Below are 24,939 nucleotides of genomic sequence, written 5' to 3' on the forward strand. Positions count from 1 at the left end.
CCGACATACCCCTCTGGCAGCGACCGGGCGGGTATTAAGCGGATGCTTCCCGTTCCAGCCATGCGACAAAGCGGTTTAGCGAGGATGATTTATCCACGTCAGGCGCAATCAACGCCACGTAGCGGCTCCCCTTCGCCTCAATAGCTAACGGGGTGACAAGCCGGTTTCCCTGCAGGTCATGCCCCAGCATTTGTATTCCACCGATACCCACACCGACGCCATCAATAATCGCCTGCAGACTAATATAATTGTGTTCGAATCGCTGAAAACGTTCCGGACGCACCTCGCCGACGCCAGCCTGCTTCATCCACCGTTCCCACTCACCTGACCGCGTACTGGATAACACGACAACGTGGGTCGCCAGGTCTGCAGGGGTGTTCAGTGCTTTTGTGGCTAACAGTTTCGGCGCGGCAATCAGGGTGAGCTTTTCCTCAAATAACGCTTTCTTCTCAAAGTAACGCCATTCAGGTTTGTTCAGCGCATCCCGGCGAATCAATACGTCAAAGCCAGATAACCCTTTCACCTCCGAACTGTTTGAGGTGGATACCGAGATTTCAATGTCGGGATATTGGCTGTGGAATGCCGGCAGGCGCGGGATCAACCAGTGCATCGCAAAGGTGGTTTGCGCATTGACGCGTATCGTGCGGGTGTTGGGTGTTTTGCCAAAGCGCACTGCGGCATCGCTGATGATGTCAAAAGCGGTGCTGATCTCTGAGGCAAAAGCCCGGGCATGTTCCGCCGCCACGCTGCGCTGTCCCTGACGTTCAAATAACGGTTGTCCCAGCCACTCTTCAAGCAATTTGATCTGGCGGCTAACGGCACCGTGGGTAATTCCTAATTCCTCAGCCGCATCACTCAGGCTGTTGGCGTGCGCGGCCGTTTCGAACAGCCGCAATGCATTCAACGGCGGCAGGTTACGTTTTTTCATCTGTGACTTTTAGTATCAGGAGTGGGCAATATTTATCGATATTATGATCCAATCTCCCTCATTAAGATGCGTGCTTTGCCGTTGAAAATGAGGAAAGTCAGTGGGTGATTATCTCTTTGTGACGCTGATCGCGATCCTCTCCGGAGCGCTGAGTGGCATCATCGGCACCGGTTCTTCGTTACTGCTGCTGCCGCTGATGGTCAGCAATTTCGGCCCCAGAGTGGCGATGCCGGTCATGGCTATCGCCGCAATCCTGGGAAATCTCTCGCGCATCGCGGTCTGGTGGCGTGAAATCGACTGGCGCGCCACTCTGGCCTATAGCCTTCCTGGCGTGCCAGCTGCGTCGTTAGGCGCACATGTGCTGCTCTCTTTACCTGCCTGGATCATTGATGGCGCGCTGGGTCTGTTTTTCTGGGTGATGATTTTGGTCAGACGCAGCCTGAAAAACAGTCACTGGACGCTCTCGATAAAGCAGTTAGGGCTTTGTGGTGGCGTGGTGGGTTTTCTGACCGGACTGGTTCTCTCCACCGGACCGGTGAGCGTGCTGATTTTTACCGCCTATGGATTGAGTCGTGGCGCATTTATTGGCACGGAAGCATCGAGTGCCTTGCTGTTATATTTCAGCAAGGTCAGTACGTTCGCCTTCCAGCAGGCGCTCTCAATGCAGGTTGTGCTCACAGGTGTGTTAGTGGGCAGTGGCATTATGCTGGGCACCCTGAGCACGAAGGTGATAGTCCAGAGACTGTCAGTCACACAATTTGCCGTGCTGATAGACGCCATTCTGTTTATTTCCGGCGCAGGATTAATCGTTAATGCCTGGTCAGGAGCACAATAAAGTTACATTTCATTCTTTGCAGTCTCTTCATTGCTGAGGAACGGCAGGGTAAGGCCAGTGACAATAAGCGCTCTTATGATCACGCTATTCAATCAGTTAACCATTTTGTGATCTTGCGCACCTCAAGTTCCTCTGTAACAAGCCGTTAACCTCGATCAGGCAACTCGCCACACCAGGGTAAGGGCACACCGATGTTAAAAACCACACAATCCCGTTTTACCGCGACTTTAGTCGCATTCTTCGTTGTTCTTATGCTGGTCACCGTCCTGGTGATTAACCAGTTCATCGCGCCGCAGCTTAGCCAGAACGAAAGCCGGCTGGTGCGCTATGAGGTGGATGGTCTCGCCGGACGTATCGTCGAGCAGATGAACCGCGTGCAGGCGCAGCAGCGTGCCATTACCGAAGCGGCGGGCGTGATGGACAGCGCCGCCATTGACACGCTGCTGCCGGCGCTGGTTAACCAGTATCAGGACAGCAACGTGTTCGGCGGCGGTATCTGGCCGTTACCTAACCGGCGCGATCCGGCGAAAGAGAAAGACAGCTCGTTCTTTGCGCGTAACGCCAGCAACCAGTTGCAGGTCAACACCTACTGGAACTCCGATGCTGCCGACAAATACTGGGAGCAGCCGTGGTACAAAGATGGCATGGCCGCAGAAAAAGGCCAGTGCGCGTGGGCGAAGGCTTATCAGGATGCTGCCAGCCCGCAGCCGCGCACCAACTGCGCGATGGCGATTTACCGTAACGGCACTGTCTGGGGCGTCTCAACCATTGACGTCACGCTCGGCTTTTTCAACCAGCTGGCGCAGCAGATGGGTGAGGCGATTCATGGCCGCGTACTGATTGTCGAAGCGGACGGCAAAGTGGTCGGCAATGCCGCGCTGCTGGAGGGGACGCCGAAGCTGGAAAATCTGGCTGATACCCAGCTGCCAATGGCGGCGGCGCTGAAAGGGCTGCTGGCACAGGCCGGTTCTCAGCCGTCGCAAACCACCTTCAGCGGAGAAGATGGTGAGCACACGCTGTTCCTGCAGGCCATTCCCGGCAGCCCATGGTATCTGGCCAGCGACGTGCCGTCAGCGCTGCTGGATGCGCAGACGCACAGCATGCTGACCCGTCTCGGCCTGGTCCAGATCCCGCTGGCGATTCTGCTGCTGCTGGTGCTGCTTGGCTTTGTCCGCGCGATGATGAAACGCCTGAATCTGCTGCATCAAAACATCGAAGCGCTGTCGACCGGTGGTGCGGATCTGACGCAGCGTCTGCCAGCCAGCAATAGCCCGGAATTCAACGCCGTGGCGCAAAGCTTCAACCAGTTCATCGCCCATTTGCAGGGGCTGATGCGCCAGGTGGGCGACAGCGCACTGGCGATTACCGCGGCTTCACGCGAAATTGCCAGCGGCAACGCCGATCTCTCGGCGCGGACGGAATCGCAGGCGAGTTCCATTGTGCAAACCGCCGCGTCGATGGAAGAGCTGACCGGCACGGTGCGTCAGAACGCCGACAACGCCACGCACGCCAACCAGCTGGCAGATGGCGCGTCCCAGGTCGCGGCGCGCGGCAGTGAAGTGGTGCGTCAGGTGGTCAGCACCATGGGCGAAATCCATCACTCCTCGCGTAAGGTGGTGGATATCATCAGTGTCATCGACAGCATCGCCTTCCAGACCAACATTCTGGCGCTCAACGCGGCGGTAGAAGCGGCACGCGCCGGTGAACAAGGCCGCGGGTTTGCCGTGGTGGCTTCGGAGGTACGCAATCTGGCGCAGCGTTCCGCTAACTCGGCGCGCGAAATCAAGAAGCTGATTGAGGAGTCGGTGGCCAATATCGACACCGGCAGCCAGCTGGTGGAGCAGGCCGGACAAACCATGGACGAGCTGATGCAGGGTGTCAGCAGCGTGACAACGCTGATGAGCGAAATCATGTCCGCCAGCCGCGAGCAGAGCATGGGGATCGAACAGGTGAACGTGGCGATTACCCAGCTCGACGGCAGCACCCAGCAGAACGCGGCGCTGGTGGAGCAGGTCTCGGCAGCGGCGCGCGCCATGGAGGAGCAGAGCGTGCAGCTTGAGCAGGTGGTACACGGCTTCAAACTGTAATTCATCCCGTCAGAGATCACAGCGGCGCGTTTTTTGCGCCGCTGTCACGCTTTTCCCCGCCTTTTTCTGCTGAATTATCTGCTGGCTGCTAAGCTTACTGCTTATCGCGCCAGCGCACGGAATGTGCGCGATTTTCTCCGCTGCCGCTTCCGCTATTGTGTACAATAGTGGGGATTTTTCCGAAGGAGTTGTCATGCCCGCCATTGAAGTTATCCTCGTTGACCACCTCGATCGTCCCACCGGCAAGATGGAAAAGCTGGAAGTGCATGAGAAAGGATTGCTGCATCGTGCGGTAACGGTTTACGTGTTCAATTCGCGCCATGAACTGTTGCTGCAGCGCCGGGCGCAAAGCAAGTATCACTGCGGCGGTTTGTGGAGCAATACCTGCTGCAGCCATCCCTACCCGCAGGAGCCGACGCGCGATGCGGCTGAGCGCCGCCTGCGTGAAGAGATGGGACTGGATCTGGCGTTAACGCCGGTGTTTGAACTGAGCTATAACCTGCCGCTCAGCAACGGTCTGATCGAACATGAGTACGGTCACGTGTTTTTCGCCATCAGTGACGAAGTGCCGGTGCTCAACCTTGATGAGGCTGACGACTGGTGTTACCGCTCAGTCGACCAGATTCAGCAGGAGATGCGCGAGAATCCGGCAAAATTCACGCCGTGGTTCCTGCACACTTTTCCACGCATCCCCAACACGCTGGGCGATTTCCGCCTCACCGCCTGAGCCAACGCCTCATCGCTGAGGCGTTATCCGCTTACTGAAAATCTTCCGCATCGACATCATAGCCTGACGGTTCCCAGCGAATCGCCAGCAGCGCCAGTAATCCGGCCAGCGGTGCGAGCAGGATCACCCAGAACACGCCGGTGCCGAACGCCGCCACCAGCAGCGGAAACACAAACAGGGATACCGTCGAACTGGCGCGCATCAGCGTCTGGTTAAAGCCGACGCCCACGCCGCGCAGCGAAGCCGGATAGCTCAGCGAGGCAAACGTCATGGTGTGCGAACCCGGACCAAACCCCTGGCCGAACAGGAACAGCGCCAGCATGGCAATCGCCAGGGCCGCTTCCTCGCCGCCGGCCGGGCGACCAATCAGCGCCAGACCCAGCAGCGCCGCACACTGGCAGGCGTAACCGGCCACCGACATCTTCCATGCGCCCAGCCGCGGCACCAGCCGTACCGCCAGCAGCCCCCCGACAAAGGCAAACAGCAGGTTAAGCGCCAGCGAGACCAGAATGGTGGTCAGCATCGACTGCGCGAGGAAACTGGAGATGATCACCGGCAGGCCAAAGGCCACGGCGTTATAGGCGAACGACGAGGCAATCGAGGTTATCGTTGCCAGCAGCGTACGGCGGCGGTAAACGCCCTGCAGCAGCGCGCCGTAGTTGCGCCAGCTGGCTTTACGTACTGGCTGTGCGGCAGTGAGCTCGGCATCCTGCGCGACCTCCGCGTTGATGTTATACGACCGCCGCAGGATTGCCGCTGCACCCTGCAGGTTGCCCTGATTTGCCGCCCAGATCGGTGATTCGCTCATGTAACGACTGCGGATGGCGATGATCAACAGCGCCGGTACCGCGCCAAAGCCGAGGATCAGCCGCCACAGCCAGTCAGTATGGCTCTCTGGCAGCACCGCATACAGCAGCAGCACCAGCAGATAGGAGATGCTGATCGCCGCGTACCAGGTGGGACACCACATCGCGACGCTGGCGGCCTTATTGCCCTGACCGCGCAGTCGGGAAAACTCCGTCAGAAACGCCATCGCCACCGGCAGATCGATGCCGACGCCGAGCCCCATCACAAAGCGCGCCGCCGCCAGCACGTACTCGTTCGGCGCAAAGGCACAGGCCAGTGCCGCCACCACGAAGAAGAACATATCGGCCATGAAGACCCGATAGCGGCCAATTTTATCGGTGAGATAGCCACCGATCAGCGCGCCAACAATCGCGCCAAAGGTGATAGCTGACGCCACCATGCCGGTGCCGGCGGGCGTCAGATTGAATTCGTGCGTGACATCTTTAATACCGAAGGCCAGCGCACCAAGGTCGTAGGCATCGAGAAAAACCCCGCCCAGCGCAATGGCGATGACGATGCGCGCATTGCTGCGCGAGGCGTTACTGTTGTTGACCAGCCGCGTCACGTCGGCCGCGCTGCGAATCCACTGCGTCTCGCCCTGCGGCGTATTCCCTGCCAGCGCCACGTGCGCCGAAGAAGTTAAGTCAGACATGATGTTGTGTGATTTATTGTAAAGAGTGGGGCTATGAGCATAAGCCGCGCCACGGATGTGAAAAATTCTATTTGGTTATAAGTGCAACCAAAGCGTTCTATAAAACCGGCAACGGATAGCAGAAAAAGAACGAATTGCGCCGCTTGACCGCACCCATCCCGTTTCGCCAGGCTACGCTTGATAATCACTGAAAGAAAATAATGCTGAGGAAAGCGCCATGATTAAGCAGGGTTTATTGGGGATGATCGCATTCGCGATGAGTGTCGGGGCCGTGCAGGCAGCGGACCCGGTCAAGGTAGGTTCCAAGATCGATACTGAAGGTTCACTGCTCGGCAATATCATTCTGCAGGTGCTGAACCAGCATGGGGTAAAAACCGTGAATAAAATCCAGCTCGGTACCACGCAGGTGGTGCGCGGCGCAATCACCGCCGGAGAGCTGGATATCTATCCGGAATATACCGGCAACGGGGCGTTTTTCTTCAATGATGAGAAGGACGCGGCGTGGAAAAACGCGCAGCAGGGCTATGAGAAGGTGAAAAAGCTCGATGCAGAGAAAAATCATCTGGTGTGGCTGACGCCAGCACCGGCCAACAACACCTGGACCATTGCGGTGCGCGGCGATGTCGCGCAGCAAAATAACCTGCAATCCCTCGACGATCTCAGCGCTTACCTGAAAAAAGGCGGCACCTTTAAGCTGGCGGCGTCGGCGGAGTTCATCGAGCGCAGCGATGCGCTGCCGGCGTTTGAGAAAGCCTACAACTTCAAGCTGAGCCAGTCACAGCTGCTGTCGCTGGCCGGCGGGGACACCGCTGTTACCATCAAAGCGGCCGCCCAGCAAACGTCCGGCGTCAATGCGGCGATGGCTTACGGTACCGACGGCCCGGTCGCGGCGCTCGGCCTGCAAACCCTGAGCGACCCGAAGGGCGTACAGCCGATTTACGCGCCCGCGCCGGTGATCCGCGCCAGCGTGCTGCAACAGTACCCGCAGATTGCCGACTGGCTGCAGCCGGTATTCAGCAAGCTGGATGAGAAAACCCTGCAGCAGCTCAACGCGCAAATCGCCGTTGACGGTCAGGACGCCAGCCAGGTGGCGCAGCAGTGGCTGCAGCAGAATAAGTTGCTGTAAGCGGTGCTGTCACGGATAAACCGACCGCGCCAGCAGCCGGTGCTGCTGGTGCTGACGCTGCTGATCACGCTGGCGCTGGGAGCGCTACCGCTGCTGAGCTATGCGGCCAACCGGCTGGTCTCCGGACAGCCGCTGATGCTATGGCAGGTAACGACGGGCTGGCTGCTGCTGCTGCCGCTGTTATGGCTATGGCTGGGATTGTGGTGGCCGCCGGGACGCGGTGCGGCGCTGGCGCAGTTGCTGGGCGCGGAGCTACTGTTCGCCCTGCTGATTGGCATCGGCGGCCACGCCGCCAGTGAGCTGGCCCGCAGCGGCAGCCCGCTGGCGCGCACCGCGCTGGGCAGCGGCCTCTGGTGTGCGGCAGGATTAGCGCTGCTGCTGGCCGCCGAAGCGATTCGCCAGCTTAGCCAGCAGACGCCGCTGCGTATTCTGCTTAATCTGCAACTGTGGCTGCCGCCGCTGATACTGCTGCTGAGTGGTCAGCTGGACGCGCTGTCGCTGCTGAAAGAGTACAGCAATCGCACCGCCGTCTTTAACGCCGCGTTCAGCCAGCATCTGCTGCTGCTGGGCGGCACGCTGCTGCCCACCTTACTGATTGGTCTGCCGCTGGGATTCGCCATCGCGCGTCGCGCCCGCTGGCAACATGCCGCCTTCAGCGTGCTGAATCTGATCCAGACCGTGCCGTCTGTGGCGTTGTTTGGCCTGCTGATTGCACCGCTGGCCGGGCTGGCGGCGCATTTTCCGCAGCTGGCGCGCCTCGGTATCAGCGGGATTGGCGTCGCGCCGGCGCTGATTGCGCTGGTGCTGTATGCACTGCTGCCGCTGGTGCGCAGCGTGGTCGCGGGGCTGCAGCAGGTGCCGCAGGAGGTGCGTGAAACCGCGCGCGGCATGGGCATGAGCGGCTGGCAGCAGTTCTGGCACGCCGAGCTGCCGCTGGCGCTGCCGGTGTGGCTCTCCGGACTGCGCGTGGTGGTGGTGCAAACCGTCGGGCTGGCGGTAGTCGCCGCACTGATTGGAGCCGGCGGCTTCGGCGCCATTGTGTTTCAGGGACTGCTGAGCAGCGCACTGGATCTGGTGCTGCTGGGCGTGATTCCGGTGGTGGCGCTGGCGGTGATATTCGATGCGCTGCTGCGATTGCTGTCGGCGCTGCTGGAGAGAGGACATGATTGAATTTCATCAGGTGAGCAAAGCGTTCGCCGGTAAAGAGGCGATTCGCAACCTGTCGCTAAAGATTGAGAAGGGCAGTTTTACCGTGCTGATCGGCACGTCCGGCTCGGGTAAATCCACCACGCTGAAGATGATAAACAGGCTGGTTGAGCATGACAGCGGCGAAATCCGTTTTGCCGGTGAGCCGATCGAGCAGATGGATGCACGCGCGCTGCGGCGGCGCATTGGCTATGCCATTCAGTCCATCGGCCTGTTTCCACACTGGAATGTGGCCAAAAATATCGCCACCGTGCCGTCGCTGCTCGGCTGGCCGCGGGAAAAAATTGCCGCACGGGTTGAGGAGCTGCTGGCGCTGCTCAATCTCGACAGTCAGCTGGCGTCGCGCTATCCGCACCAGCTCTCCGGCGGCCAGCAGCAGCGTGTTGGCGTGGCGCGCGCGCTGGCGGCCGACCCGGAACTGCTGCTGATGGATGAACCGTTCGGCGCGCTCGATCCGGTCAACCGTCAGGCGCTGCAGCAGGAGATGCTGCGCATTCAGCAGCTGTCGGGGCGCACTGTGGTGCTGGTCACGCACGATATCGACGAAGCGTTAACCCTCGCCGATCAGCTGGTGCTGATGGACGGCGGAGAGATTGTGCAGCAGGGACGGCCGATTGACCTGCTGACGCAGCCTGCCAGTGATTTCGCGCGCCAGTTCTTTGGCCGCAGCGAGCTGGGCGTGCGTCTGCTGGCGCTGGGGCGGGCCGGCAGTGCGGCACGACGCGGTGAGTGGCTGGAGGCGGAGCCGATCGCCGCCGGGCTGACGCTGCGCGAGGCGCTGTCGCAGTTTATTGCGCGCCGCACCGACAAATTACCGGTTGTTGATCAGCATCAGCAGCCGCTGGGCGTGCTGCACTTTAGCGATTTGCTGCGACAGCAGGAGGCGGGCTGATGCGAGTGCTGCGCGATCCGCTCTACTGGCTGCTGGGGGTATTTCTGCTGTTGCTGTGGGGGTTACCGCACAGTGCGCCGCTGTTTGCGCACTGGTTTCCGCAGCTGGAGCGTCCGCTGTACCAGCAGGAGAGTTTCTGGCAGCTGGCGCTGGCCCATCTGTTGCTGGTGATCAGCGGCAGCGCGCTGGCGATAGTGGTGGGCGTTGGCTGTGCGGTCTTCGCTACCCGTCACGGCGGCAGGGCGTTCCGCCCGCTGCTGGAGACGCTGGCGGCTGCCGGTCAGACCTTTCCGCCGGTGGCGGTGCTGGCGATTGCCGTGCCGGTCATGGGCTTTGGCGCTGCGCCGGCGGTGATGGCGCTGTTTTTGTATGGGCTGTTGCCAATTCTGCAGGGCACGCTGGCGGGACTGGACAGCGTTCCGGCCAGCAGCCGTGAGATCGCCGTCGGTCTGGGAATGGGACCGTGGCGGCGTCTGTGGCAGATAGAGCTGGCGCTGGCGGCACCGGTGATTATGGCGGGCGTGCGCACCTCAGTGATGATCAACATCGGCACCGCGACCATCGCCTCAACCGTCGGAGCGGAGAGTCTGGGTTCGCCGGTGATTATCGGTCTGAGCGGCTTCAATACCGCCTATGTGATTCAGGGCGCGCTGCTGGTGGCGCTACTGGCGCTGATCTGCGACCGGCTGCTGGAGCGGTTGCAGCACGCACTCAGTGGGTATGCAGAATAAGGCTGTAGCCAACCAGCATCATGCCGCCCATGCCGCCAATCGCCATGATGGCAAACAGGGTGCCAATCAGAATTTTATTCCAGTTCATAGGTAAACCTGAGAAAAGTCATGAAGTGCGGCATGATAACGCGCACATGCGGTAAGGCAAAGGCCGCATGTGCGATTTTTCAGGTGGGTTCGTGGACGTGAATCGAGAAGCCCTGAGCCTGCCAGTGTTCAAACTGCTCCAGCTGGCGGCGCGTCGGCTTTTTACCGGTCCAGATAAACAGATGCTGGCCGGGAAACAGCTCCGGACGCGGCATATCCAGCGGTTCCGCCAGCACATCAATGCGCCAGCCCTGCTGCGCTAAGCGCCAGGCTTCCAGCCAGATGCGGGTGCGATCTTCTACGCCCCAGCCAATCATTAAGGCATCTTTGCCGGCTTTTTTACGCGCGCCTGCCAGACAGAACGCGACATAATCAATCAGCGCGCCGTCCAGCAGACTGCACATGGTGCGGGCGGTATTCTGATCCAGCCCGAGACGCTGGCGTACCGGTACAAAAACGTGGTCAATCAGCGCATCGACCGGGTGTTCACGGCCAATGGTGGCGATTTTGGTGCGCAGTTTGGAGGCGCGCACGTGGCGCAGCACGCTCATCAGCTCTTCCTGCAGCGCCGTCCAGCCGTCATGCACGTTGAAGGTCTCTCCTTCAAGCAGGGCTTTGACTTTGCCAACAGGCACACCGCTCTCTATCCAGCGTTTGATCTCTTCGATCCGCTGAACATCTTCATCATCAAATTGTCGATGACCACCCTCAGTGCGCTGCGGCTTTAACAATCCATAACGACGCTGCCAGGCGCGCAGGGTTACCGGGTTAATTCCACAGCGCTCGGCAACATCACCGATACTGTATAAGGCCATGGCATCCTCTAAAATTCTGACCTGCATAACAACACCTTAACCGCCAGAGTGAGCTTGTACAATGATTATTTTATTGTACAACTTGACCCACTGCACGATTTCGGGCTTTATCTCTTATGTGAGATTTATTTCCCGAAAATGAGAGGTTGAAGATGTCTGCTCTAAATACGGAAGATCGGCTTGCGGCACGTCTGGCGGAATTACGCCTGCAGCGCGGCTGGTCGCTGGATGAACTGGCTCTGGCAACCGGCATTAGCCGGGCATCATTGTCGCGCATTGAGCGCGCCGAGACCAGCCCTACCGCCGCTTTGCTTAATCGCTTGTGCGTGGCCTACGGTTTAACCATGTCGCGACTGCTCAGCGAAGTAGAAGAAGAAGCGGCGCTGCTGCTGAAAGCGGAGCAGCAGCCGGTCTGGCAGGACACGCTTAGCGGCTTCCAGCGGCGCAACGTCTCGCCGCCGGCCAGTCAGTTTAAAGCGGAGCTGGTGGAGGGCGTGCTGCGTCCGGGCGCGCGCATTGATTATGACGCGCCGCCGGTACAGGGGCTGGAACAGCATATCTGGCTGCAGTCGGGCGAGCTGACCCTCACCATGGAGACGCAGAGCTGGACGCTTCAGGCCGGCGATTGCCTGCGCTTCCACCTCAGCGGACGTTCCTCTTTTCAGGCGCATGCCGAAGGCGGCGCGCGCTACATTCTGGTGGTGTGCAAACCATGATTGAAATCGACTCTCTCAGCGCTACCCAGGCGCAGCCGCTGCTGGCGTCATTGTGTGAAGTGCTGCACGGCTGCGTGGCAGACGGTGCCAGCGTCGGCTTCATTGACGCGGACGATCGCGCCGTGATGGCGCGTTTCTGGCAGGACAAAATTTACAGCCTAGCGAGCGGCGATAACCAGCTACTGGTGGCCTGGCAAGCGGGCGAGATAGTGGCCACGGTGATGCTGGGCTTCAGCAGTATGCCCAACGGCCGCCATCGCGCGGAGATCAGCAAGCTGCTGGTGCATCCGCGTGCGCGACGTCAGGGTATTGCGCGCCGTCTGATGTTACGTGCCGAGCAGCTGGCGCAGCAGCAGGGTAAAACGCTGCTGGTGCTGGATACGCGCAGCGGCGATGTTGCCAGCGCGCTCTATCTGTCGCTCGGCTGGCAGGTGGCGGGGTCGATTCCGTACTATGCCGAATCCACGGCCGGCGAGCTGGATGCTACCACGGTGATGTATAAGCGGCTGACGTAAGCGTTCTGGTTGCTGTTACCGGACGCCGCCTCTCCCTTGTCCGCAGGCTGCCTCTCCCTTGTCCACAGGCTGCCTCTCCCTTGTCCGCAGGCTGCGTCTCCCTCTCCCGGTGGGAGAGGGCCGGGGTGAGGGCATCAGCGCGCACTTTCCCATCCTGTGCCAGCAGAAACCCGGTCGCACGCACCAAATCAGTGCGCCGCCGCCGCATCGCTCAACCCCAGCACCTGCATAAACAGCCGGATGATCGGATTTATTTTCCGGCCTTTCTTCATCACCAGACAAAATGCGGTTTCGCGCCGCAGCGTGTCATCGCCCAGCTCACACAGTTGTCCGCGGGCAATAAACGGAGCGGCATAATGTTCCGGTAAATATCCAATAAAGTGACCGGTTAAAATCAGCATGGCTACCGATTCCACCTGCACCGCCTGCACACCGCTCTCCTGCACCGGAATCAGGCGGCGTTCATCGCGCGGAGTAACATATAAATGATTAATAATTTTCTGCTGACGTAATACGTCCACCGAAATATTTTTATCGCAAGATCCGCAATAGAGAGGATGTGACGCAGCGCAATATAATTTTGCGTATTCTTTATAAAGTTCGAAGTAATCAAACTCATTTTTCATTTCATACACGGGCGCAATGCCGCAATGAAAACGCCCTTCGCTTATGCCGCGTTCAATATCATCCAGCTGTGCGGTCTGCAGACGAATCTGCACCTTTGGCGCTTTCTGGTGCAGCTGTTGCACCGCACTGGTGACCGGTGAGTGCGGATCGCTAATGGTGTTATCCACCACGCAAATCGCGATGTCGCCCAGCAGCTCGTTGCGACTATTGTGCAGCCGCTCGCGAAACAGGTTGAGCGATACGAACAGCTCCAGCGTGGCCTGATAAACATTGATGCCGTACTGCGTCAGCTCAAAACCTTCACGGCCGCGGCTGCACAGCGTCATGCCCAGCCGAATCTCCAGGTCAGAAACCTGTTTACTGATCGCCGCCAGGCCAATATTTAATTCGTGACTGGCGGCGGTTAATCCGCCGGCTTCCACCACGCATTTAAATACCCGCAGCAATTTTAAGTCGATATTACTCAGCGCCAGAACCGCATTATCGCCGCGATTATTCGCATTGTTTCCAGACTGGGAAACTTTACTTTCCATTTTTGCTATTCAACTCCGGAATAATTGCGGTGAAAGTACAGTGAATCTGAAATACCACCTATTTGCCAGCGTGGCAATAAAATAAGTTTTTATTATCGCTGCCGGCTGAATCCAAACTTTTTCATATTGCTGCGGCTGATTTGTGAGGGAAATAGCATGTCTGAGAATGCCGAACTGTTATGGGGCGCACGTTTTAAAGCGGCTCCGGCAGCCAGTTTAACCGCGCTGTCGCGTAGCCCGGATTATTACTTTGCGCTGGCGCCGTACGACCTCGCCGGTTGCCGCGCCCATGCGCGCGAGCTGGCGCGTGCCGGGCTATTGAGCGCTGACGAGCTGGATACCATGCTGGCGGCGATTGACGCGCTGGACGCCGATTATCGCGCTGGCCAGCTGCAGCCGATTGCCGCCGATGAAGACGTGCATACCTTCATCGAACGCGCGCTGACAGAACGCCTCGGCGCGCTGGGCGGCAAGCTGCGTGCCGGCCGTTCACGCAACGATCAGACCGTCAACGATCTGCGTCTCTACCTGCGGGATAACGGCCGCAAGCTGGTGAGCGCGCTGTTGCAGCTGCAGCAGGCGCTGGTGACGCAGGCCGCGCAACACACCGACAGCGTCGCGCCCGGCTTCACCCATCTGCAACAGGCGCAGCCGATTGTGTTTGGCCATCAGCTGCTGGCGCATGCCCAATCCTTCGCGCGTGACATCGAGCGTATGCAGGACTGGGATCGCCGCAGCGCGCGCTGTCCGCTGGGCGCGGCGGCGATGGCCGGTTCGGCAATTGCGCGTCAGCCAGAGCTGGCCGCTGCCGATCTCGCTTATCTGGCGCCGTGTGAAAACTCGATCGATGCGGTTGCCAGCCGCGACTACGCCGCGGAATTCCTGTTCGTCACCAGCATGATCGGCATCAACCTGTCCCGGCTGTGCGAAGAGGTGTGCCTGTGGGCGTCGCGGCAGTTCCGCTGGGTGGAGCTGCACGACAGTTATGCCACCGGCAGCTCGATCATGCCGCAGAAGAAAAATCCGGACATTGCCGAGCTGACGCGCGGCCGCAGCGGCCGGCTGGTCGGTAACCTGATGGCGCTGCTGACCACCATGAAAGCCATGCCGCTCTCCTACAACCGCGATCTCAGCGACGACAAACGTAACGTGATTGATGCGGTCGATACGCTGCTGATGGTGCTGCCTGCCATGGCCGGCATGATGGCGACGCTGAAATTCAATACTGAGGTGATGCGCGAGCAGGCGCCGGATGGCTTTACGCTGGCGACCGAAGTGGCCGACTGGCTGGCAATGCGCGGCGTGCCATTCCGCGAGGCGCACGAGATTACCGGCCAGCTGGTGCAGCTGTGCGAACGCGAAAACTGCGGCCTGGCCGATCTCAGCGATGCGCAGCTGCACGGCGTCGATGCACGGCTCACGCCCGAGGTGCGTCAGGCGTTAACGCTGGAAGCGGCGCTGGCAGCCCGCAGCGGCTACGGCGGCACCGCGCCGGCACGGGTGCGCGAGCAGCTGGCCCGTCTGCAAACCCTGATGCAGGACCAGCAGCGCTGGGCCGATGATTACGCCGGACCGCGCGCCTGAGGAGAGCCTATGTCACACACCACACCGGTTGAACCGTCGGTCAACAATGGCCGCGTCCAGCCCCATTACGATCTCGATCGCTATCAGGTGGTGCCGCGCCGCTATTATGGCCGCATCACCGCATCGGCAGTGATCCTCGTGCTGCTGGCGCTGCTGGTTAACGCCTTTGCGCACGGCAATATTGAGTGGTCATTCGTCGGCCAGTTCTTTACCGCGCAGGCGATCCTTAACGGCGTGGTTAACACGCTGATTATGTCGGTGCTGGCGATGGCGCTGGGCATCCTGTTTGGCGTCATCACCGCCATCATGTACATGTCGCCCAATCCGGTGCTGCACTATATCGCGGTGGGCTATGCGTGGATCTTTCGCGGCACGCCGCTGATTCTGCAACTGCTGCTGTGGTTCAACCTGGCGCTGGTGTTTCCCACCATCAGCATTCCCGGTCTGTTCAGCGTGCAAACCGTCACGGTGATGACGCCGTTTCTCGCCGCGCTGCTCGGCCTGAGCATCAATCAGGGCGCGTACACCTCAGAAGTGGTGCGCGCCGGGCTGTTATCGGTAGATACCGGTCAGTATGAAGCCGCCAAAGCTATCGGCATGCCGCGTTTGCAGGCGCTGCAGCGCATCATTCTACCGCAGGCGATGCGGGTGATTCTGCCGCCGGTCGGCAATGAGTTCATCAGCATGATCAAAACCACCAGTCTGGCCAGCATGATTCAGTACTCCGAGCTGCTGTACAACGCGCAAACCATCTACTTCGCCAACGCGCGCGTGATGGAGCTGTTGTTTGTGGCGGGCATCTGGTACCTGATTATCGTGACGCTGCTGTCGTTCGGACAGAGCCAGCTGGAACGCTACTTCTCACGCGGCCATCGTCGTCGCCAGTAACCGGGAGTGAGAGATGAGAAACATCGTGCGCGCCGTCAAGGTGAACAAATATTTCGATCAGTTCCACGCGCTGAAGGACGTCAGCCTGGAAGTGAACTACGGCGAGGTGATGTGCATTCTCGGCCCGTCGGGTTCCGGTAAGAGCACCTTTCTGCGCTGTATCAACCAGCTGGAGAAAGTGGATCAGGGCGGTATCTGGGTCGACAACGAACTGGCGGGCTATCGCATTGCCGGCAACAAGCTGCATCCGCTGAGTGACAAACAGATTGCGCGCCAGCGGCTGCAGACCGGCATGGTATTTCAGCGCTTCAACCTGTTTCCGCACAAGACCGCGCTGGAGAACATCATCGAGGGACCGTGTCGCGTGCTGCTGCGCCCGAAACGCGAGGCCAGCGAAGAGGCGATGGCGCTGCTGGATCGCGTCGGACTGGCGCACAAAGCGCACGACTATCCGCAGTCACTCTCCGGCGGTCAGCAGCAGCGCGTGGCGATTGCCCGCGCGCTAGCGATGAAACCCAAACTGATGCTGTTTGATGAACCGACCTCGGCGCTCGATCCGGAGATGGTCGGTGAAGTGCTGGCGGTGATGCGCCAGCTGGCAAAAGAAGGCACCACCATGCTGGTGGTGACCCACGAAATGGGCTTTGCGCGTGAGGTCGCCAACCAGGTGGTGTTTATGGATGAGGGACGCATTATTGAGCAGGGCGCACCGGAAGAGATTCTGCTGAACCCGCAAAACCCACGGATGAAAAACTTTATCAACGCGATTCTTCTTTAACGTGACCGGGGTGAATAGATGAAAAAATTGTTATTGAGTGCCATCAGTGCCGCGCTGCTGCTGCAATCCTCTGCCTGGGCGGAGATTGCCGTACCGGCCAGTATCAAAGAGAAAGGGCTGACCGTCGCCATCATGCCGAACTACCCGCCGATGGATTTTAAAGATCCGGCCACCAATCAGCTGAGCGGCGTCGATTATGAGCTGGGCCAGGCAATTGGCGAGAAGCTCGGCGTGAAGGTTAACTGGCAGGAGATCGCGTTTGAACAGATGGTCAACGCGGTGGTGACCAAACGCGTCGATCTGGTGATGTCCGGCATGACCGACACCAAAGAGCGGCAGAAGGTGGTTAACTTTATCGACTACTTCAAAACTGGTCCGCAGTTCTACACCCTGGCGGCGCGCAGCGACATCAACAGCGCCACCGATCTGTGCGGCAAAAAAGTAGGTACCAGCCGCCGCACCACCTTCCCGCAGGAGATTGCTACCTGGTCAAAAGCGCACTGCGAAGCGGCCGGTAAACCTGCGATTATCGTGGTGGGCGCGGAAGGCACCGCCGATGCGCGCACGCAGCTGCGTCAGCGTCGTCTGGATGGTGCGGTACAGGGCAGCGAAACCCTGCCGTACATCATGAACCTGGAAAAAGGCACCTTTAAGCCGCTGGATAAAGCCTTCTCCTTCCAGTACACCGGCATGGCGCTGGGTAAAGATGCCGGTGAGCTGACCACGGCGATTCAGGCAGCCATTAATGCCATGATTGCCGATGGCAGCTACCAGAAAATCCTCAGTAAATGGGGCCTGAGCGACAACGGCATTGCCGAAGCCACGGTGAATCAGGGCTAAGGAGCGGGCGTATGCAACAACCGGGCGCAGTACGCTGGCCGCAGGGCAAGCGTGGCTGTATGGCGCTGGCGTTTGATCTTGATGGTCCCACTGGCGATGCCATGCTCAATGGCAGCCTGTGGTCAACACCAGAGTATTTCACCTTTGGCGCCTACGGGCCGTTTCGCGCGCTCGGTCGGCTGCTGGATCTGCTGCGCGCCTTTCAGCTGCCGGCCACGTTTTTTGTGCCGGCGTGGGTGGTGGAGCAGTGGCCGCGGCAGTGCCAGGCGATTATCGAACAGGGCCATGAAGTGGCCTATCACGGTTATCGCCACGAATCGTTCTGGGCGATTACGCCAGATGAACAGCGCGCCGTGATGGCGCGATCTGCCGCAATCTTTCAGCAACATCTTGGTATCCGCGCCTGCGGTTTTCGCACTCCTTCCGGCGACTGGCACGCCGAAACGCCGCAGATTCTGCGGGAAGCCGGGGTGATTTACTCCAGCAGCATGCGTGGTGACGATCGGCCGTACAGCATTGCCGTCGCCGGGCATACGCCGCTGGTGGAGATTCCCGGCAAATGGGAGATGGATGATTACGCCTCGCTGGCCTACACGCGCCAGCCGGATTTTCCACAGGGCGGCGACCGCATCGCCAGCTATGCGCACACCGGTGACAACTGGCAGCGCGAATTTGACGGCGCGATGGCCGAAGGACTGTGCCTGACCACGCTGTTCCACCCGAAAATTTCCGGGCAGCCTGGCCGTTTGCTGTTGCTGGAGCAGCTGTTTGCCCACATGACGGCGCGCGACGATGTGTGGTTTGCGCGCTGTGATGCGGTAGCCGCGTGGTATTTGCAGGAGCAGCAACATGACTGAACATTCACGCTGGCCGTCGGGCAAACAATCGGCGGCCATCATTACCATCGACTATCACGATATTCACGGCATCCTGACGCAGGCGCCTGCGGTTGCCGGGCGCGATAAAACCCTGTCGGTGTGGCGCTATGGCACGCTGCGCGGCGTTGATCGCCTGCTGGATCTGCTGGCGGAGAAACAGCTGCTGGCCAGCTGGTGCTTGCCGGCCATCGTCGCCGAAGAGCAGCCGCAGGTGCTGCAGCGTATTGTCGCCGCCGGGCATGAGATCGCCTGTAGCGGTGAGCGACACGAAGACTTCTCGGCGCTGACGCTGGCGCAGCAGATTGCCAGCGTAACGCGCGGCTGCGAGCGGCTGGCGCAGCTGACCGGCCAGCCGATTGCCGGGTTTCGCACGCCTGCCGGCCAGTGGAAACCGGGCCTTGCTGCGGCGCTGGCAACGCATGGCATCCGCTGGTCCTCCAGCTGGCGCGGTGATGACTTACCCTATTTTCACCCCGGCACCCGGCTGGTGGAGCTGCCCATGCACTACACGCTGGAGGATGCGCCCTATTTTGCCTTCAACCTCAGCCCGGCGATTCCGCCCGGACAGTCGCGCATCGCGCCCTATGGCGAAACGCTGGCTAACCTGACGCAGGATTTCCACGGTTTTCACCGTTTCGGCCTGTGCTACCTGTTGCGGCTGCACCCGGAAATTATCGGCACCGCCGGACGCATTGGCCTGCTGCGTCAGCTGCTGGAGACGCTGCAGCAGCATGACGTGTGGATCGCTACTGCCGGCCAGGTGGCCGCGCACTGGCAGACGCAGCCGGATAACGATGCCGATCATCCGGCAGAGGTGTTTGCCCGGGGCAGCGGAGGCGAACATGGACACCACGCTTGATCGGCTGGCGGATTTCATCGCGACTACCCGCTTTGCCCAGCTGCCGGAACCGCTGGTAGCGCAGGCGAAGCGCCATCTGCTGGATACGCTCGGCGCGGCGCTGGCGGGCTGTGACAGCCCGATCTGGCGCGAATGCCGGGCGCTGGTGGCCGAAGAGGGCGGCAGCGCCGTGGCGCAGCTGTGGGGCTGTGCGCAGCAAGCTTCCCCGCGCCAGGCGGCGTGGCTCAACGGCGTGGCGGCGCACATGTATGAACTGGACGACACCGGCGGCTGCGATCACTCCGGTGCCGTGGTGTTACCGGCGCTGCTGGCGGCACTGCCGCTGGCGACGCAGCCGGTCGACGGGCGGGCATTTCTCACCGCGATGGTCGTGGGTTATGACATCGGCCGCCGCGTGCTGGAAGCCTGCGGGGGGTATGCGGCGCACAACGGTGCGGGCTGGCACTCAACTGCCAGCTGTGGCGTTTTTGGCGCGGCGGCTGCCGTCAGTTGTTTGCTGCGGCTGCCGGCCGCGCAGTGTGCCTCGGCGCTGGGCATCGCTGCCAGCTTCAGTGGTGGCCTGTGGGGCTTTATTCATGATGGCTCACACACCAAAAAGCTGCACGCGGCGCGCGCGGCGGAAGGGGGCGTACAGGCGGCGCTGCTGGCACAGCGCGGCATCAGCGGACCGGCTGCGGTATTTGAGGCGCGCTGGGGCGGCTTTCTGCAAACCCTGGCCGGTGAAATGCAACAGCCCGCCGCGCTCACGGCCCAACTGGGCGAGGTGTGGAAACTGGCGCGCTGTTCCATCAAGCCGTACGCCGCCTGTCGCGGTACGCATGCGGCAATCGATGCGCTGGGGCTGCTGCTTGAGCAGCATGCGGTGGCGACCGGGGATATTGCACGCATTGTGGTTGGGCTCAATCCGTTCCTGCTGGAGATGTGCGGCACGCGTGAGCTCACCAGCCTCGCCGCCGCGCAAATGAGCCTGCCGTATGCGCTGACGGCGCGCGCGCTGTATGGCTCCGCGGAGCTGGCGAGTTATGACGACAGCCGTCGCCTGAGTGCGGAAGCTGCTGCGCTGATGGCGCGTATTGAGCTGGAGATTGACCACCAGCAGGGGCGCGATGATGAGCCGTGGGTCCGGCTGGAAACGGTGCAGGGCCAGCAGTGGCAGCAGCACGTCGCGGTGCCGTCCGGATCGCCGGCGAATCCGCTGAGCGACGCGGCGCTGCACGCCAAATACCGCAGTCTCGCCGCGCGCGTTTTGCCGGCGGCACAGGTGCAGCAGCTGGAAACGCTGTGTCTGACGCTGGATAACGTGGCGGATGTGCGGCAAGTCGCGGCGTTGCTGGCGACCCGGTAAAAGTGGGGCGCCAGCCATGGCGTAATGCGTGTCTGTTAACGTTTAAATACATTCAAAACAAGGGCACTTTTCGTAGCGGCGCAATTTATTGCGCGATGAATCGCGCCGCTACGACCAGGGTGCGATTCGCGGTTTCCTTAATCAAACCCGTTCCGCCAGCCCTTCAATCCGCGCCATCGCCGCCCGCAACCGCGCTTCGTTGACCGGTTCGGCCATGTTCGCCATATCCGGCGCGTGGACAGATTCGCGTATAATCAACGCCAGCTCGCTCTCCTCCAGCGCGGCAATCTCGGCCAGCGTCAACGGTACGCCGCAGTCGCGCGCCAGGCGCATCTCATCCACCAGCTCTTCGTCGCTGCGATCCTCCAGCGCCAGCAGGCACAAATTGCCGTAACCCACCAGCAGGCCGTGACCAAACTCGCGCGTTTTGTCGCAGAAGGTGAAGCCTTCATAAATGGCATGCGCAGCGGCGGCGTGGGCGCCATTGCTCATCAGCGAGGTCAGACCGGCCCAGGTAAAAATCGCGTCCAGCACCTGATCGAGCGAAGTGCCGCTCTCACCGCGCAGCACCGCTGCGTAAGCCGCCGGACCGTGCTCCGCGATTACCTCATAGCAGATCTGGCTGTGCGCCAGCGATGACAGCGCATTGCCGGTGCGTGCCGGATGGCGCGTGCTTACCGCCCGGAACTCATACCATTTAGCCAGCGTATCGCCGAGGCCCGCGGCCAGCCAGCGGGCAGGGGCGGCTGCCAGCAACTCACTGTCGATGATCACCGCCGCCGGTGCCTGTGGCAGCGGGAAAATATCAAAGAAGTTGCCGTTATCGTCGTAACGAATGGTCAGCGGGGTCACCGCAGCGCAGGTGGCGGCAATCGTCGGGACGGTTATCACCGGCAGCCCGAGCTGCGCGCCCACCGCTTTAACCGTGTCCAGCGCCTTGCCGCCGCCCGTACCGATCAGCACCTCTGCCTGTTGTTCAACCGCTAACGCCGCCAGCCGTTCGATATGGTTAAGCGAGGTTTCGCCACCAAACCACACCGGTGCCAGCAGCGTGACGCCAGCGGCGTCGAGTTGCAGCTTCACCTGCGTCGCCACCGCCTGCATCGCGCGCTGGCCGCCAATCAGCAGTGCGCGCTGGCCCAGCCCGGCGCAGATGGCCCCCAGCTGGTTAATCACACCCGCACCACGCAGCACGCGCGCCGGGAACAGCAAATTTTGTTGCGACATAGCGAAAGCTCTCTTTTTCAGGGAATGGCTGCATCATCGCCAAAGCGGCTTGCAGAAAAAATCCCTGTCAGCCGATAATCACTTCAGCGATTCGTTAACTATTGTCAGCAATCCCTGAAGGAAATGCGGTGCCAACCTTACCCAATCTGAAACTGCTGCAGGTGTTCGCCAGCGTGGTGGAAAACCAGGGCTATTCGCGTGCGCAGCAGGCGCTGAACATGACCACGCCGGCCATCAGCGCCTACATGAGTGAACTGGAAAGCCAGCTGGGCTTTATCCTGTGCCAGCGCGGGCGCGCAGGCTTTGCGCTGACCAGCAAAGGCGAACAGTTCTACGCCTATACCCGGGAAATGCTGGCGACCCTGAGCGGCTGGCAGTCGCAGGTGGAGACGCTGAAAAGCGCGCAGGGCGGCACGTTTGCGCTCGGCGTGGTCGACGCCACCGTCACCGACAGCACGCTGGATCTGCCGGCGGTTATCGCCCGTTTTAATCAGCGCTTTCCGGCGGTGTTTCTCACCCTCAGCGTGTGCGAGCCCAACGAACTGCAGCAGCAGGTGCTGGAAGATCGGCTCGACCTGGCCATCGGGCACTTTCCGCTGCGCGCCAGCAATCTGGTGACGCTGCCGCTGTACGAGGAGCAGCAGTGGCTGTACTGCAGTCCGCAGCATGCGCTGGCGCAGGGCGATGCGGATGTGCGTCGCGTGCAGCAGACCGGCATGGTAACGCGGCGCTACTGGAACCAGCAGGAGCTCAACAAGCGCGGTTTCCGCCATAGCACCGCCTCGGTGGAGAGCATTGAAGCGCAGCTGACGCTGATTCTCTCCGGGCGCTATATCGGCTTTTTGCCCGAGCATTACGCGCGCAGCCGCGAGCAGCAGGGTCAGCTGCTGCGCCTGCTGCCCCACCATTTTCACTTTCGCGCGCCGTTTTCGTTCGCCTTCCGGCGCGGCCGCGCGCGCGAGCCGCTGATCCGCGCGATGCGCGAAATTCTGAATCCAGCGCGAAAAACTGAGCGCGAAAGCTGACGCTGCGGCAATACTGTGTAAAAATACAGGCCGGTTTAACCAACAGTATTCACTATGGCCCTGACAGCAGCGATAAAAAGCCAGATTGCGCAATGGTATAAGGCGCTGCAGCAGCAGGTTCCTGACTTTATCCCGCGCGCGCCGCAGCGCCAGATGATCGCCGAAGTGGCGAAGAGTCTGGCCGGTGACGAGGGGCGCCATCTGGCCATTGAGGCGCCCACCGGCGTCGGCAAAACCCTGTCCTACCTGATTCCCGGCATTGCGGTCAGCCGCGCCGAAGAGAAACGTTTAGTCATCAGCACCGCCAACGTGGCGCTGCAGGATCAGATCTTCAGCAAAGATCTGCCGCTATTAAAGAAAATCATTCCTGACCTCACCTACACCGCGGCTTTTGGTCGCGGACGCTATGTCTGTCCGCGCAACCTGACCGCGCTGGCAGCCACGGACGATCAGCAGGGCGATCTGTTGCTGTATCTCGACGAACAGGCGGTGACCGGTTCGAAAGAGGAGCAGAAATTCTGCGCGCGGCTGGAGAAAGACCTCAGCAGCTATAAGTGGGATGGCCTGCGCGATCACAGCGACGTGGCGATTGACGACAGCCTGTGGCAGCGCCTCTCCACTGATAAAGCGAACTGCCTGGCACACCACTGCCGCTGGTACCGCGAATGCCCGTTCTTTGTGGCGCGACGCGAAATCGAGCAGGCCGATGTGGTGGTGGCGAACCATGCGCTGGTGATGGCGGCGATGGAGAACGAGTCGGTGCTGCCGCCGGCCAAACACCTGATGCTGGTGCTGGATGAAGGGCACCATCTGCCGGAAGTGGCGCGTGATGCGCTGGAGATGAGCGCGGAGATCACGCCGGGCTGGAGCAGCCTGCAGCTTGATCTGTTTGTGCGGCTGGTGGAGACCATCATGGCGCAGTTCCGGCCGAAATCCCCGCCGCCGCTGAGCAATCCCGAGCGCCTGAAAGGGCACTGTGATGAGATGCGCGAGCAGCTGCAGACGCTGTGCAACGCGCTTAATCCTCTGCTGCCGCGCGACAATCAGCCTGGCGAGTTTCGCTTTGTGCTCGGTGAGCTGCCGCCAGAACTGCTGACCCTGTGCGCGCGGCTGTTTAAGCTGAGTGATGCGCTGCGCGGCCTGAGCGAAGGGCTGCTCAACGAGCTGGGCGAACAGACCGGCAAGGCCGATATCATGCGGCTGCACAAGGCCATCCTGCAGCTCAATCGCCACTTCGGCTGGTTTGAATCCATCAGCAAACTGTGGCGGCTGGCGGCGATGGAAAAAGCGTCCAACGCGCCGGTGTCGAAATGGGTGACGCGTGAAATTCGTGACGGCCAGGCGCATCTGCTGTTTCACTGCGCCGGGATTCGCGTCAGCGACCAGCTGGAAAAGCTGCTGTGGCGCAAAATCCCGCACGTGGTGGTGACCTCGGCTACGCTGCGTTCGCTGAACAGCTTTAATCGCCTGCAGGAGATGTCCGGCCTGAACCAAAAGGCCGGCGACCGCTTTGTGGCACTCGACTCGCCGTTTAATCATGTCGATCAGGGCAAGCTGATCATCCCACAAATGCGCTATGAGCCGCTGCTGGCCAATGAAGCGGAGCACATTGCTGAGATGGCGCGCTTCTTCCGCCAGCAAATGCAGGCGCAGCAGCACAAAGGCGTGCTGGTGCTGTTTGCCAGCGGGCGTGCGATGCAGCAGTTTGTCAGCCTGGTGCCGGAGTTGCGTCTGTCAATGCTGGTGCAGGGCGATCAGCCGCGTTCACGACTGGTGGAGCTTCACCGGCAACGGGTGACCGCCGGACAAAGCAGCATTCTGGTTGGCCTGCAATCCTTTGCCGAAGGGCTCGATTTGAAAGGCGATCTGCTGTCGCAGGTGCACATCCATAAAATTGCTTTTCCGCCAGTAGACAGTCCGGTAATTTTGACCGAAGGGGAGTGGCTGAAGAGCCTCAAACGCTACCCGTTTGAAGTACAAAGTTTACCCAGCGCATCGTTTACGCTGATCCAGCAGGTCGGGCGTCTGATCCGCAGCCATCAGTGTTTTGGTGAAATCATCATTTACGATCGCCGGCTGCTGAGCAAAACCTACGGCAGCCGCCTGCTGGCCGCGCTGCCGGTGTTTCCGATTGAACAACCACCGGTGCCGGAAGCGGACAAACCGGCGAAGCGCAGCAAGAAATCCTGAGT

The 24,939-nt window shown here is 60.5% G+C and carries 23 protein-coding genes; 18 read left to right on the top strand and 5 right to left on the bottom strand.

Features of this window, described 5'->3' with window-relative positions:
- Positions 1–34: 34 nt before the first annotated feature.
- Entirely contained in the window at positions 35–928 is an 894-nt protein-coding gene (locus CBW22_RS07310; RefSeq protein ID WP_088516323.1) for a LysR substrate-binding domain-containing protein, read from the bottom strand.
- 100 nt (positions 929–1,028) lie between these two features.
- Between CBW22_RS07310 and CBW22_RS07315 the strand changes: the two genes are divergently transcribed.
- The 3 genes from CBW22_RS07315 (at position 1,029) to idi (ending at position 4,577) form a co-directional block, all read left to right on the top strand.
- On the top strand, positions 1,029–1,763 hold the full coding sequence (locus tag CBW22_RS07315; RefSeq protein ID WP_088516324.1) for a sulfite exporter TauE/SafE family protein: 735 nt from the start codon (positions 1,029–1,031) through the stop codon (positions 1,761–1,763).
- Positions 1,764–1,954: 191 nt separating this feature from the next.
- Entirely contained in the window at positions 1,955–3,850 is a 1,896-nt protein-coding gene (locus CBW22_RS07320; protein ID WP_058769488.1) for a methyl-accepting chemotaxis protein, read from the top strand.
- 193 nt (positions 3,851–4,043) lie between these two features.
- Positions 4,044–4,577, top strand: coding sequence for an isopentenyl-diphosphate Delta-isomerase (idi, locus tag CBW22_RS07330; protein WP_088516326.1), 534 nt, complete (start codon positions 4,044–4,046; stop codon positions 4,575–4,577).
- Between the two features lie 31 nt (positions 4,578–4,608).
- On the opposite strand, the gene CBW22_RS07335 is transcribed toward idi, so the two are convergent.
- Positions 4,609–6,075: an MFS transporter gene (locus CBW22_RS07335; RefSeq protein WP_088516327.1), complete on the bottom strand. Its 1,467-nt coding sequence runs from the start codon at positions 6,073–6,075 to the stop codon at positions 4,609–4,611.
- A 217-nt stretch (positions 6,076–6,292) separates the two neighbouring features.
- Between CBW22_RS07335 and osmF the strand changes: the two genes are divergently transcribed.
- The 4 genes from osmF to CBW22_RS07355 are packed head-to-tail and all read left to right on the top strand — an operon-like array spanning position 6,293 to position 10,030.
- Positions 6,293–7,201 carry a glycine betaine ABC transporter substrate-binding protein OsmF gene (osmF, locus tag CBW22_RS07340; protein WP_058775319.1) on the top strand — a complete coding sequence of 303 codons (909 nt, stop codon included), beginning with the start codon at positions 6,293–6,295 and terminating at the stop codon, positions 7,199–7,201.
- Positions 7,202–7,204: 3 nt separating this feature from the next.
- Positions 7,205–8,371 carry an ABC transporter permease gene (locus tag CBW22_RS07345; protein WP_088516328.1) on the top strand — a complete coding sequence of 389 codons (1,167 nt, stop codon included), beginning with the start codon at positions 7,205–7,207 and terminating at the stop codon, positions 8,369–8,371.
- The gene (locus CBW22_RS07350; protein WP_021508457.1) at positions 8,364–9,299 is read left to right on the top strand and encodes an ABC transporter ATP-binding protein; all 936 of its coding nucleotides are present in this window, start codon (positions 8,364–8,366) and stop codon (positions 9,297–9,299) included. The genes CBW22_RS07345 and CBW22_RS07350 overlap by 8 nt, the downstream gene beginning before the upstream one ends.
- Complete coding sequence (locus tag CBW22_RS07355) at positions 9,299–10,030, top strand: ABC transporter permease (protein ID WP_058757824.1); 732 nt, start codon at positions 9,299–9,301, stop codon at positions 10,028–10,030. Before CBW22_RS07350 ends, CBW22_RS07355 begins: the two co-directional genes overlap by 1 nt.
- 167 nt (positions 10,031–10,197) lie before the next feature.
- Here the strand turns inward: CBW22_RS07355 and CBW22_RS07360 are convergent, their stop codons facing one another.
- The gene (locus CBW22_RS07360) at positions 10,198–10,932 is read right to left on the bottom strand and encodes a MerR family transcriptional regulator (protein ID WP_031279872.1); all 735 of its coding nucleotides are present in this window, start codon (positions 10,930–10,932) and stop codon (positions 10,198–10,200) included.
- Between the two features lie 152 nt (positions 10,933–11,084).
- On the opposite strand from CBW22_RS07360, the gene CBW22_RS07365 reads away from it, so the two are divergent.
- Entirely contained in the window at positions 11,085–11,648 is a 564-nt protein-coding gene (locus CBW22_RS07365) for a helix-turn-helix domain-containing protein (RefSeq protein ID WP_058757823.1), read from the top strand.
- Positions 11,645–12,163, top strand: coding sequence for a GNAT family N-acetyltransferase (locus CBW22_RS07370; RefSeq protein ID WP_021508452.1), 519 nt, complete (start codon positions 11,645–11,647; stop codon positions 12,161–12,163). The genes CBW22_RS07365 and CBW22_RS07370 overlap by 4 nt, the downstream gene beginning before the upstream one ends.
- A 188-nt stretch (positions 12,164–12,351) precedes the next feature.
- Here the strand turns inward: CBW22_RS07370 and CBW22_RS07375 are convergent, their stop codons facing one another.
- Entirely contained in the window at positions 12,352–13,323 is a 972-nt protein-coding gene (locus tag CBW22_RS07375; protein ID WP_088516329.1) for a LysR family transcriptional regulator, read from the bottom strand.
- Positions 13,324–13,479: 156 nt separating this feature from the next.
- On the opposite strand from CBW22_RS07375, the gene argH reads away from it, so the two are divergent.
- The 7 genes from argH to CBW22_RS07410 are packed head-to-tail and all read left to right on the top strand — an operon-like array spanning position 13,480 to position 20,495.
- Positions 13,480–14,907, top strand: coding sequence for an argininosuccinate lyase (argH, locus tag CBW22_RS07380; RefSeq protein ID WP_088516330.1), 1,428 nt, complete (start codon positions 13,480–13,482; stop codon positions 14,905–14,907).
- A 9-nt stretch (positions 14,908–14,916) separates the two neighbouring features.
- Positions 14,917–15,795 (top strand): amino acid ABC transporter permease, encoded by an 879-nt coding sequence (locus CBW22_RS07385; RefSeq protein ID WP_021508449.1) that lies wholly within the window; start codon positions 14,917–14,919, stop codon positions 15,793–15,795.
- Positions 15,796–15,808: 13 nt separating this feature from the next.
- Positions 15,809–16,573, top strand: coding sequence for an amino acid ABC transporter ATP-binding protein (locus CBW22_RS07390; RefSeq protein WP_021508448.1), 765 nt, complete (start codon positions 15,809–15,811; stop codon positions 16,571–16,573).
- Between the two features lie 18 nt (positions 16,574–16,591).
- Positions 16,592–17,413: an ABC transporter substrate-binding protein gene (locus CBW22_RS07395; protein WP_021508447.1), complete on the top strand. Its 822-nt coding sequence runs from the start codon at positions 16,592–16,594 to the stop codon at positions 17,411–17,413.
- Between the two features lie 11 nt (positions 17,414–17,424).
- Positions 17,425–18,270 (top strand): polysaccharide deacetylase family protein, encoded by an 846-nt coding sequence (locus tag CBW22_RS07400; protein ID WP_021508446.1) that lies wholly within the window; start codon positions 17,425–17,427, stop codon positions 18,268–18,270.
- Complete coding sequence (locus CBW22_RS07405; RefSeq protein ID WP_088516331.1) at positions 18,263–19,150, top strand: polysaccharide deacetylase family protein; 888 nt, start codon at positions 18,263–18,265, stop codon at positions 19,148–19,150. Before CBW22_RS07400 ends, CBW22_RS07405 begins: the two co-directional genes overlap by 8 nt.
- Positions 19,134–20,495, top strand: a complete 1,362-nt coding sequence (locus CBW22_RS07410) for an MmgE/PrpD family protein (RefSeq protein ID WP_088516332.1) — start codon at positions 19,134–19,136, stop codon at positions 20,493–20,495. The genes CBW22_RS07405 and CBW22_RS07410 overlap by 17 nt, the downstream gene beginning before the upstream one ends.
- A 141-nt stretch (positions 20,496–20,636) precedes the next feature.
- Here the strand turns inward: CBW22_RS07410 and CBW22_RS07415 are convergent, their stop codons facing one another.
- A complete protein-coding gene (locus CBW22_RS07415) occupies positions 20,637–21,722 on the bottom strand; it encodes an iron-containing alcohol dehydrogenase family protein (RefSeq protein WP_088516333.1) in 1,086 nt (361 codons plus the stop codon).
- Between the two features lie 128 nt (positions 21,723–21,850).
- Here CBW22_RS07415 and CBW22_RS07420 point away from each other — a divergent pair, with 128 nt between their 5' ends.
- Positions 21,851–22,747 (top strand): LysR family transcriptional regulator, encoded by an 897-nt coding sequence (locus tag CBW22_RS07420; RefSeq protein WP_058780844.1) that lies wholly within the window; start codon positions 21,851–21,853, stop codon positions 22,745–22,747.
- Positions 22,748–22,801: 54 nt separating this feature from the next.
- Positions 22,802–24,937 carry an ATP-dependent DNA helicase DinG gene (gene dinG / locus CBW22_RS07425; RefSeq protein ID WP_088516334.1) on the top strand — a complete coding sequence of 712 codons (2,136 nt, stop codon included), beginning with the start codon at positions 22,802–22,804 and terminating at the stop codon, positions 24,935–24,937.
- The last annotated feature ends 2 nt before the right edge of the window (positions 24,938–24,939 follow it).

The organism is Pantoea sp. VS1 (assembly GCF_002207995.1).
Taxonomy (GTDB): Bacteria; Pseudomonadota; Gammaproteobacteria; order Enterobacterales; family Enterobacteriaceae; genus Pantoea; species Pantoea dispersa.

What these genes read in the sequence shown, in the direction of transcription:
- CBW22_RS07320 (WP_058769488.1), top strand. Translation starts at nt 1,955, where the DNA reads ATGTTAAAAACCACACAATCCCGTTTTACCGCGACTTTAGTCGCATTC.
- CBW22_RS07370 (WP_021508452.1), top strand. Translation starts at nt 11,645, where the DNA reads ATGATTGAAATCGACTCTCTCAGCGCTACCCAGGCGCAGCCGCTGCTG.
- CBW22_RS07410 (WP_088516332.1), top strand. Translation starts at nt 19,134, where the DNA reads ATGGACACCACGCTTGATCGGCTGGCGGATTTCATCGCGACTACCCGC.
- CBW22_RS07355 (WP_058757824.1), top strand. Translation starts at nt 9,299, where the DNA reads ATGCGAGTGCTGCGCGATCCGCTCTACTGGCTGCTGGGGGTATTTCTG.
- CBW22_RS07415 (WP_088516333.1), bottom strand. Translation starts at nt 21,722, where the DNA reads ATGTCGCAACAAAATTTGCTGTTCCCGGCGCGCGTGCTGCGTGGTGCG.
- CBW22_RS07350 (WP_021508457.1), top strand. Translation starts at nt 8,364, where the DNA reads ATGATTGAATTTCATCAGGTGAGCAAAGCGTTCGCCGGTAAAGAGGCG.
- osmF (WP_058775319.1), top strand. Translation starts at nt 6,293, where the DNA reads ATGATTAAGCAGGGTTTATTGGGGATGATCGCATTCGCGATGAGTGTC.
- CBW22_RS07375 (WP_088516329.1), bottom strand. Translation starts at nt 13,323, where the DNA reads ATGGAAAGTAAAGTTTCCCAGTCTGGAAACAATGCGAATAATCGCGGC.
- argH (WP_088516330.1), top strand. Translation starts at nt 13,480, where the DNA reads ATGTCTGAGAATGCCGAACTGTTATGGGGCGCACGTTTTAAAGCGGCT.
- CBW22_RS07400 (WP_021508446.1), top strand. Translation starts at nt 17,425, where the DNA reads ATGCAACAACCGGGCGCAGTACGCTGGCCGCAGGGCAAGCGTGGCTGT.
- CBW22_RS07365 (WP_058757823.1), top strand. Translation starts at nt 11,085, where the DNA reads ATGTCTGCTCTAAATACGGAAGATCGGCTTGCGGCACGTCTGGCGGAA.
- idi (WP_088516326.1), top strand. Translation starts at nt 4,044, where the DNA reads ATGCCCGCCATTGAAGTTATCCTCGTTGACCACCTCGATCGTCCCACC.
- CBW22_RS07310 (WP_088516323.1), bottom strand. Translation starts at nt 928, where the DNA reads ATGAAAAAACGTAACCTGCCGCCGTTGAATGCATTGCGGCTGTTCGAA.
- CBW22_RS07335 (WP_088516327.1), bottom strand. Translation starts at nt 6,075, where the DNA reads ATGTCTGACTTAACTTCTTCGGCGCACGTGGCGCTGGCAGGGAATACG.
- CBW22_RS07390 (WP_021508448.1), top strand. Translation starts at nt 15,809, where the DNA reads ATGAGAAACATCGTGCGCGCCGTCAAGGTGAACAAATATTTCGATCAG.
- CBW22_RS07360 (WP_031279872.1), bottom strand. Translation starts at nt 10,932, where the DNA reads ATGGCCTTATACAGTATCGGTGATGTTGCCGAGCGCTGTGGAATTAAC.
- CBW22_RS07395 (WP_021508447.1), top strand. Translation starts at nt 16,592, where the DNA reads ATGAAAAAATTGTTATTGAGTGCCATCAGTGCCGCGCTGCTGCTGCAA.
- dinG (WP_088516334.1), top strand. Translation starts at nt 22,802, where the DNA reads ATGGCCCTGACAGCAGCGATAAAAAGCCAGATTGCGCAATGGTATAAG.
- CBW22_RS07405 (WP_088516331.1), top strand. Translation starts at nt 18,263, where the DNA reads ATGACTGAACATTCACGCTGGCCGTCGGGCAAACAATCGGCGGCCATC.
- CBW22_RS07385 (WP_021508449.1), top strand. Translation starts at nt 14,917, where the DNA reads ATGTCACACACCACACCGGTTGAACCGTCGGTCAACAATGGCCGCGTC.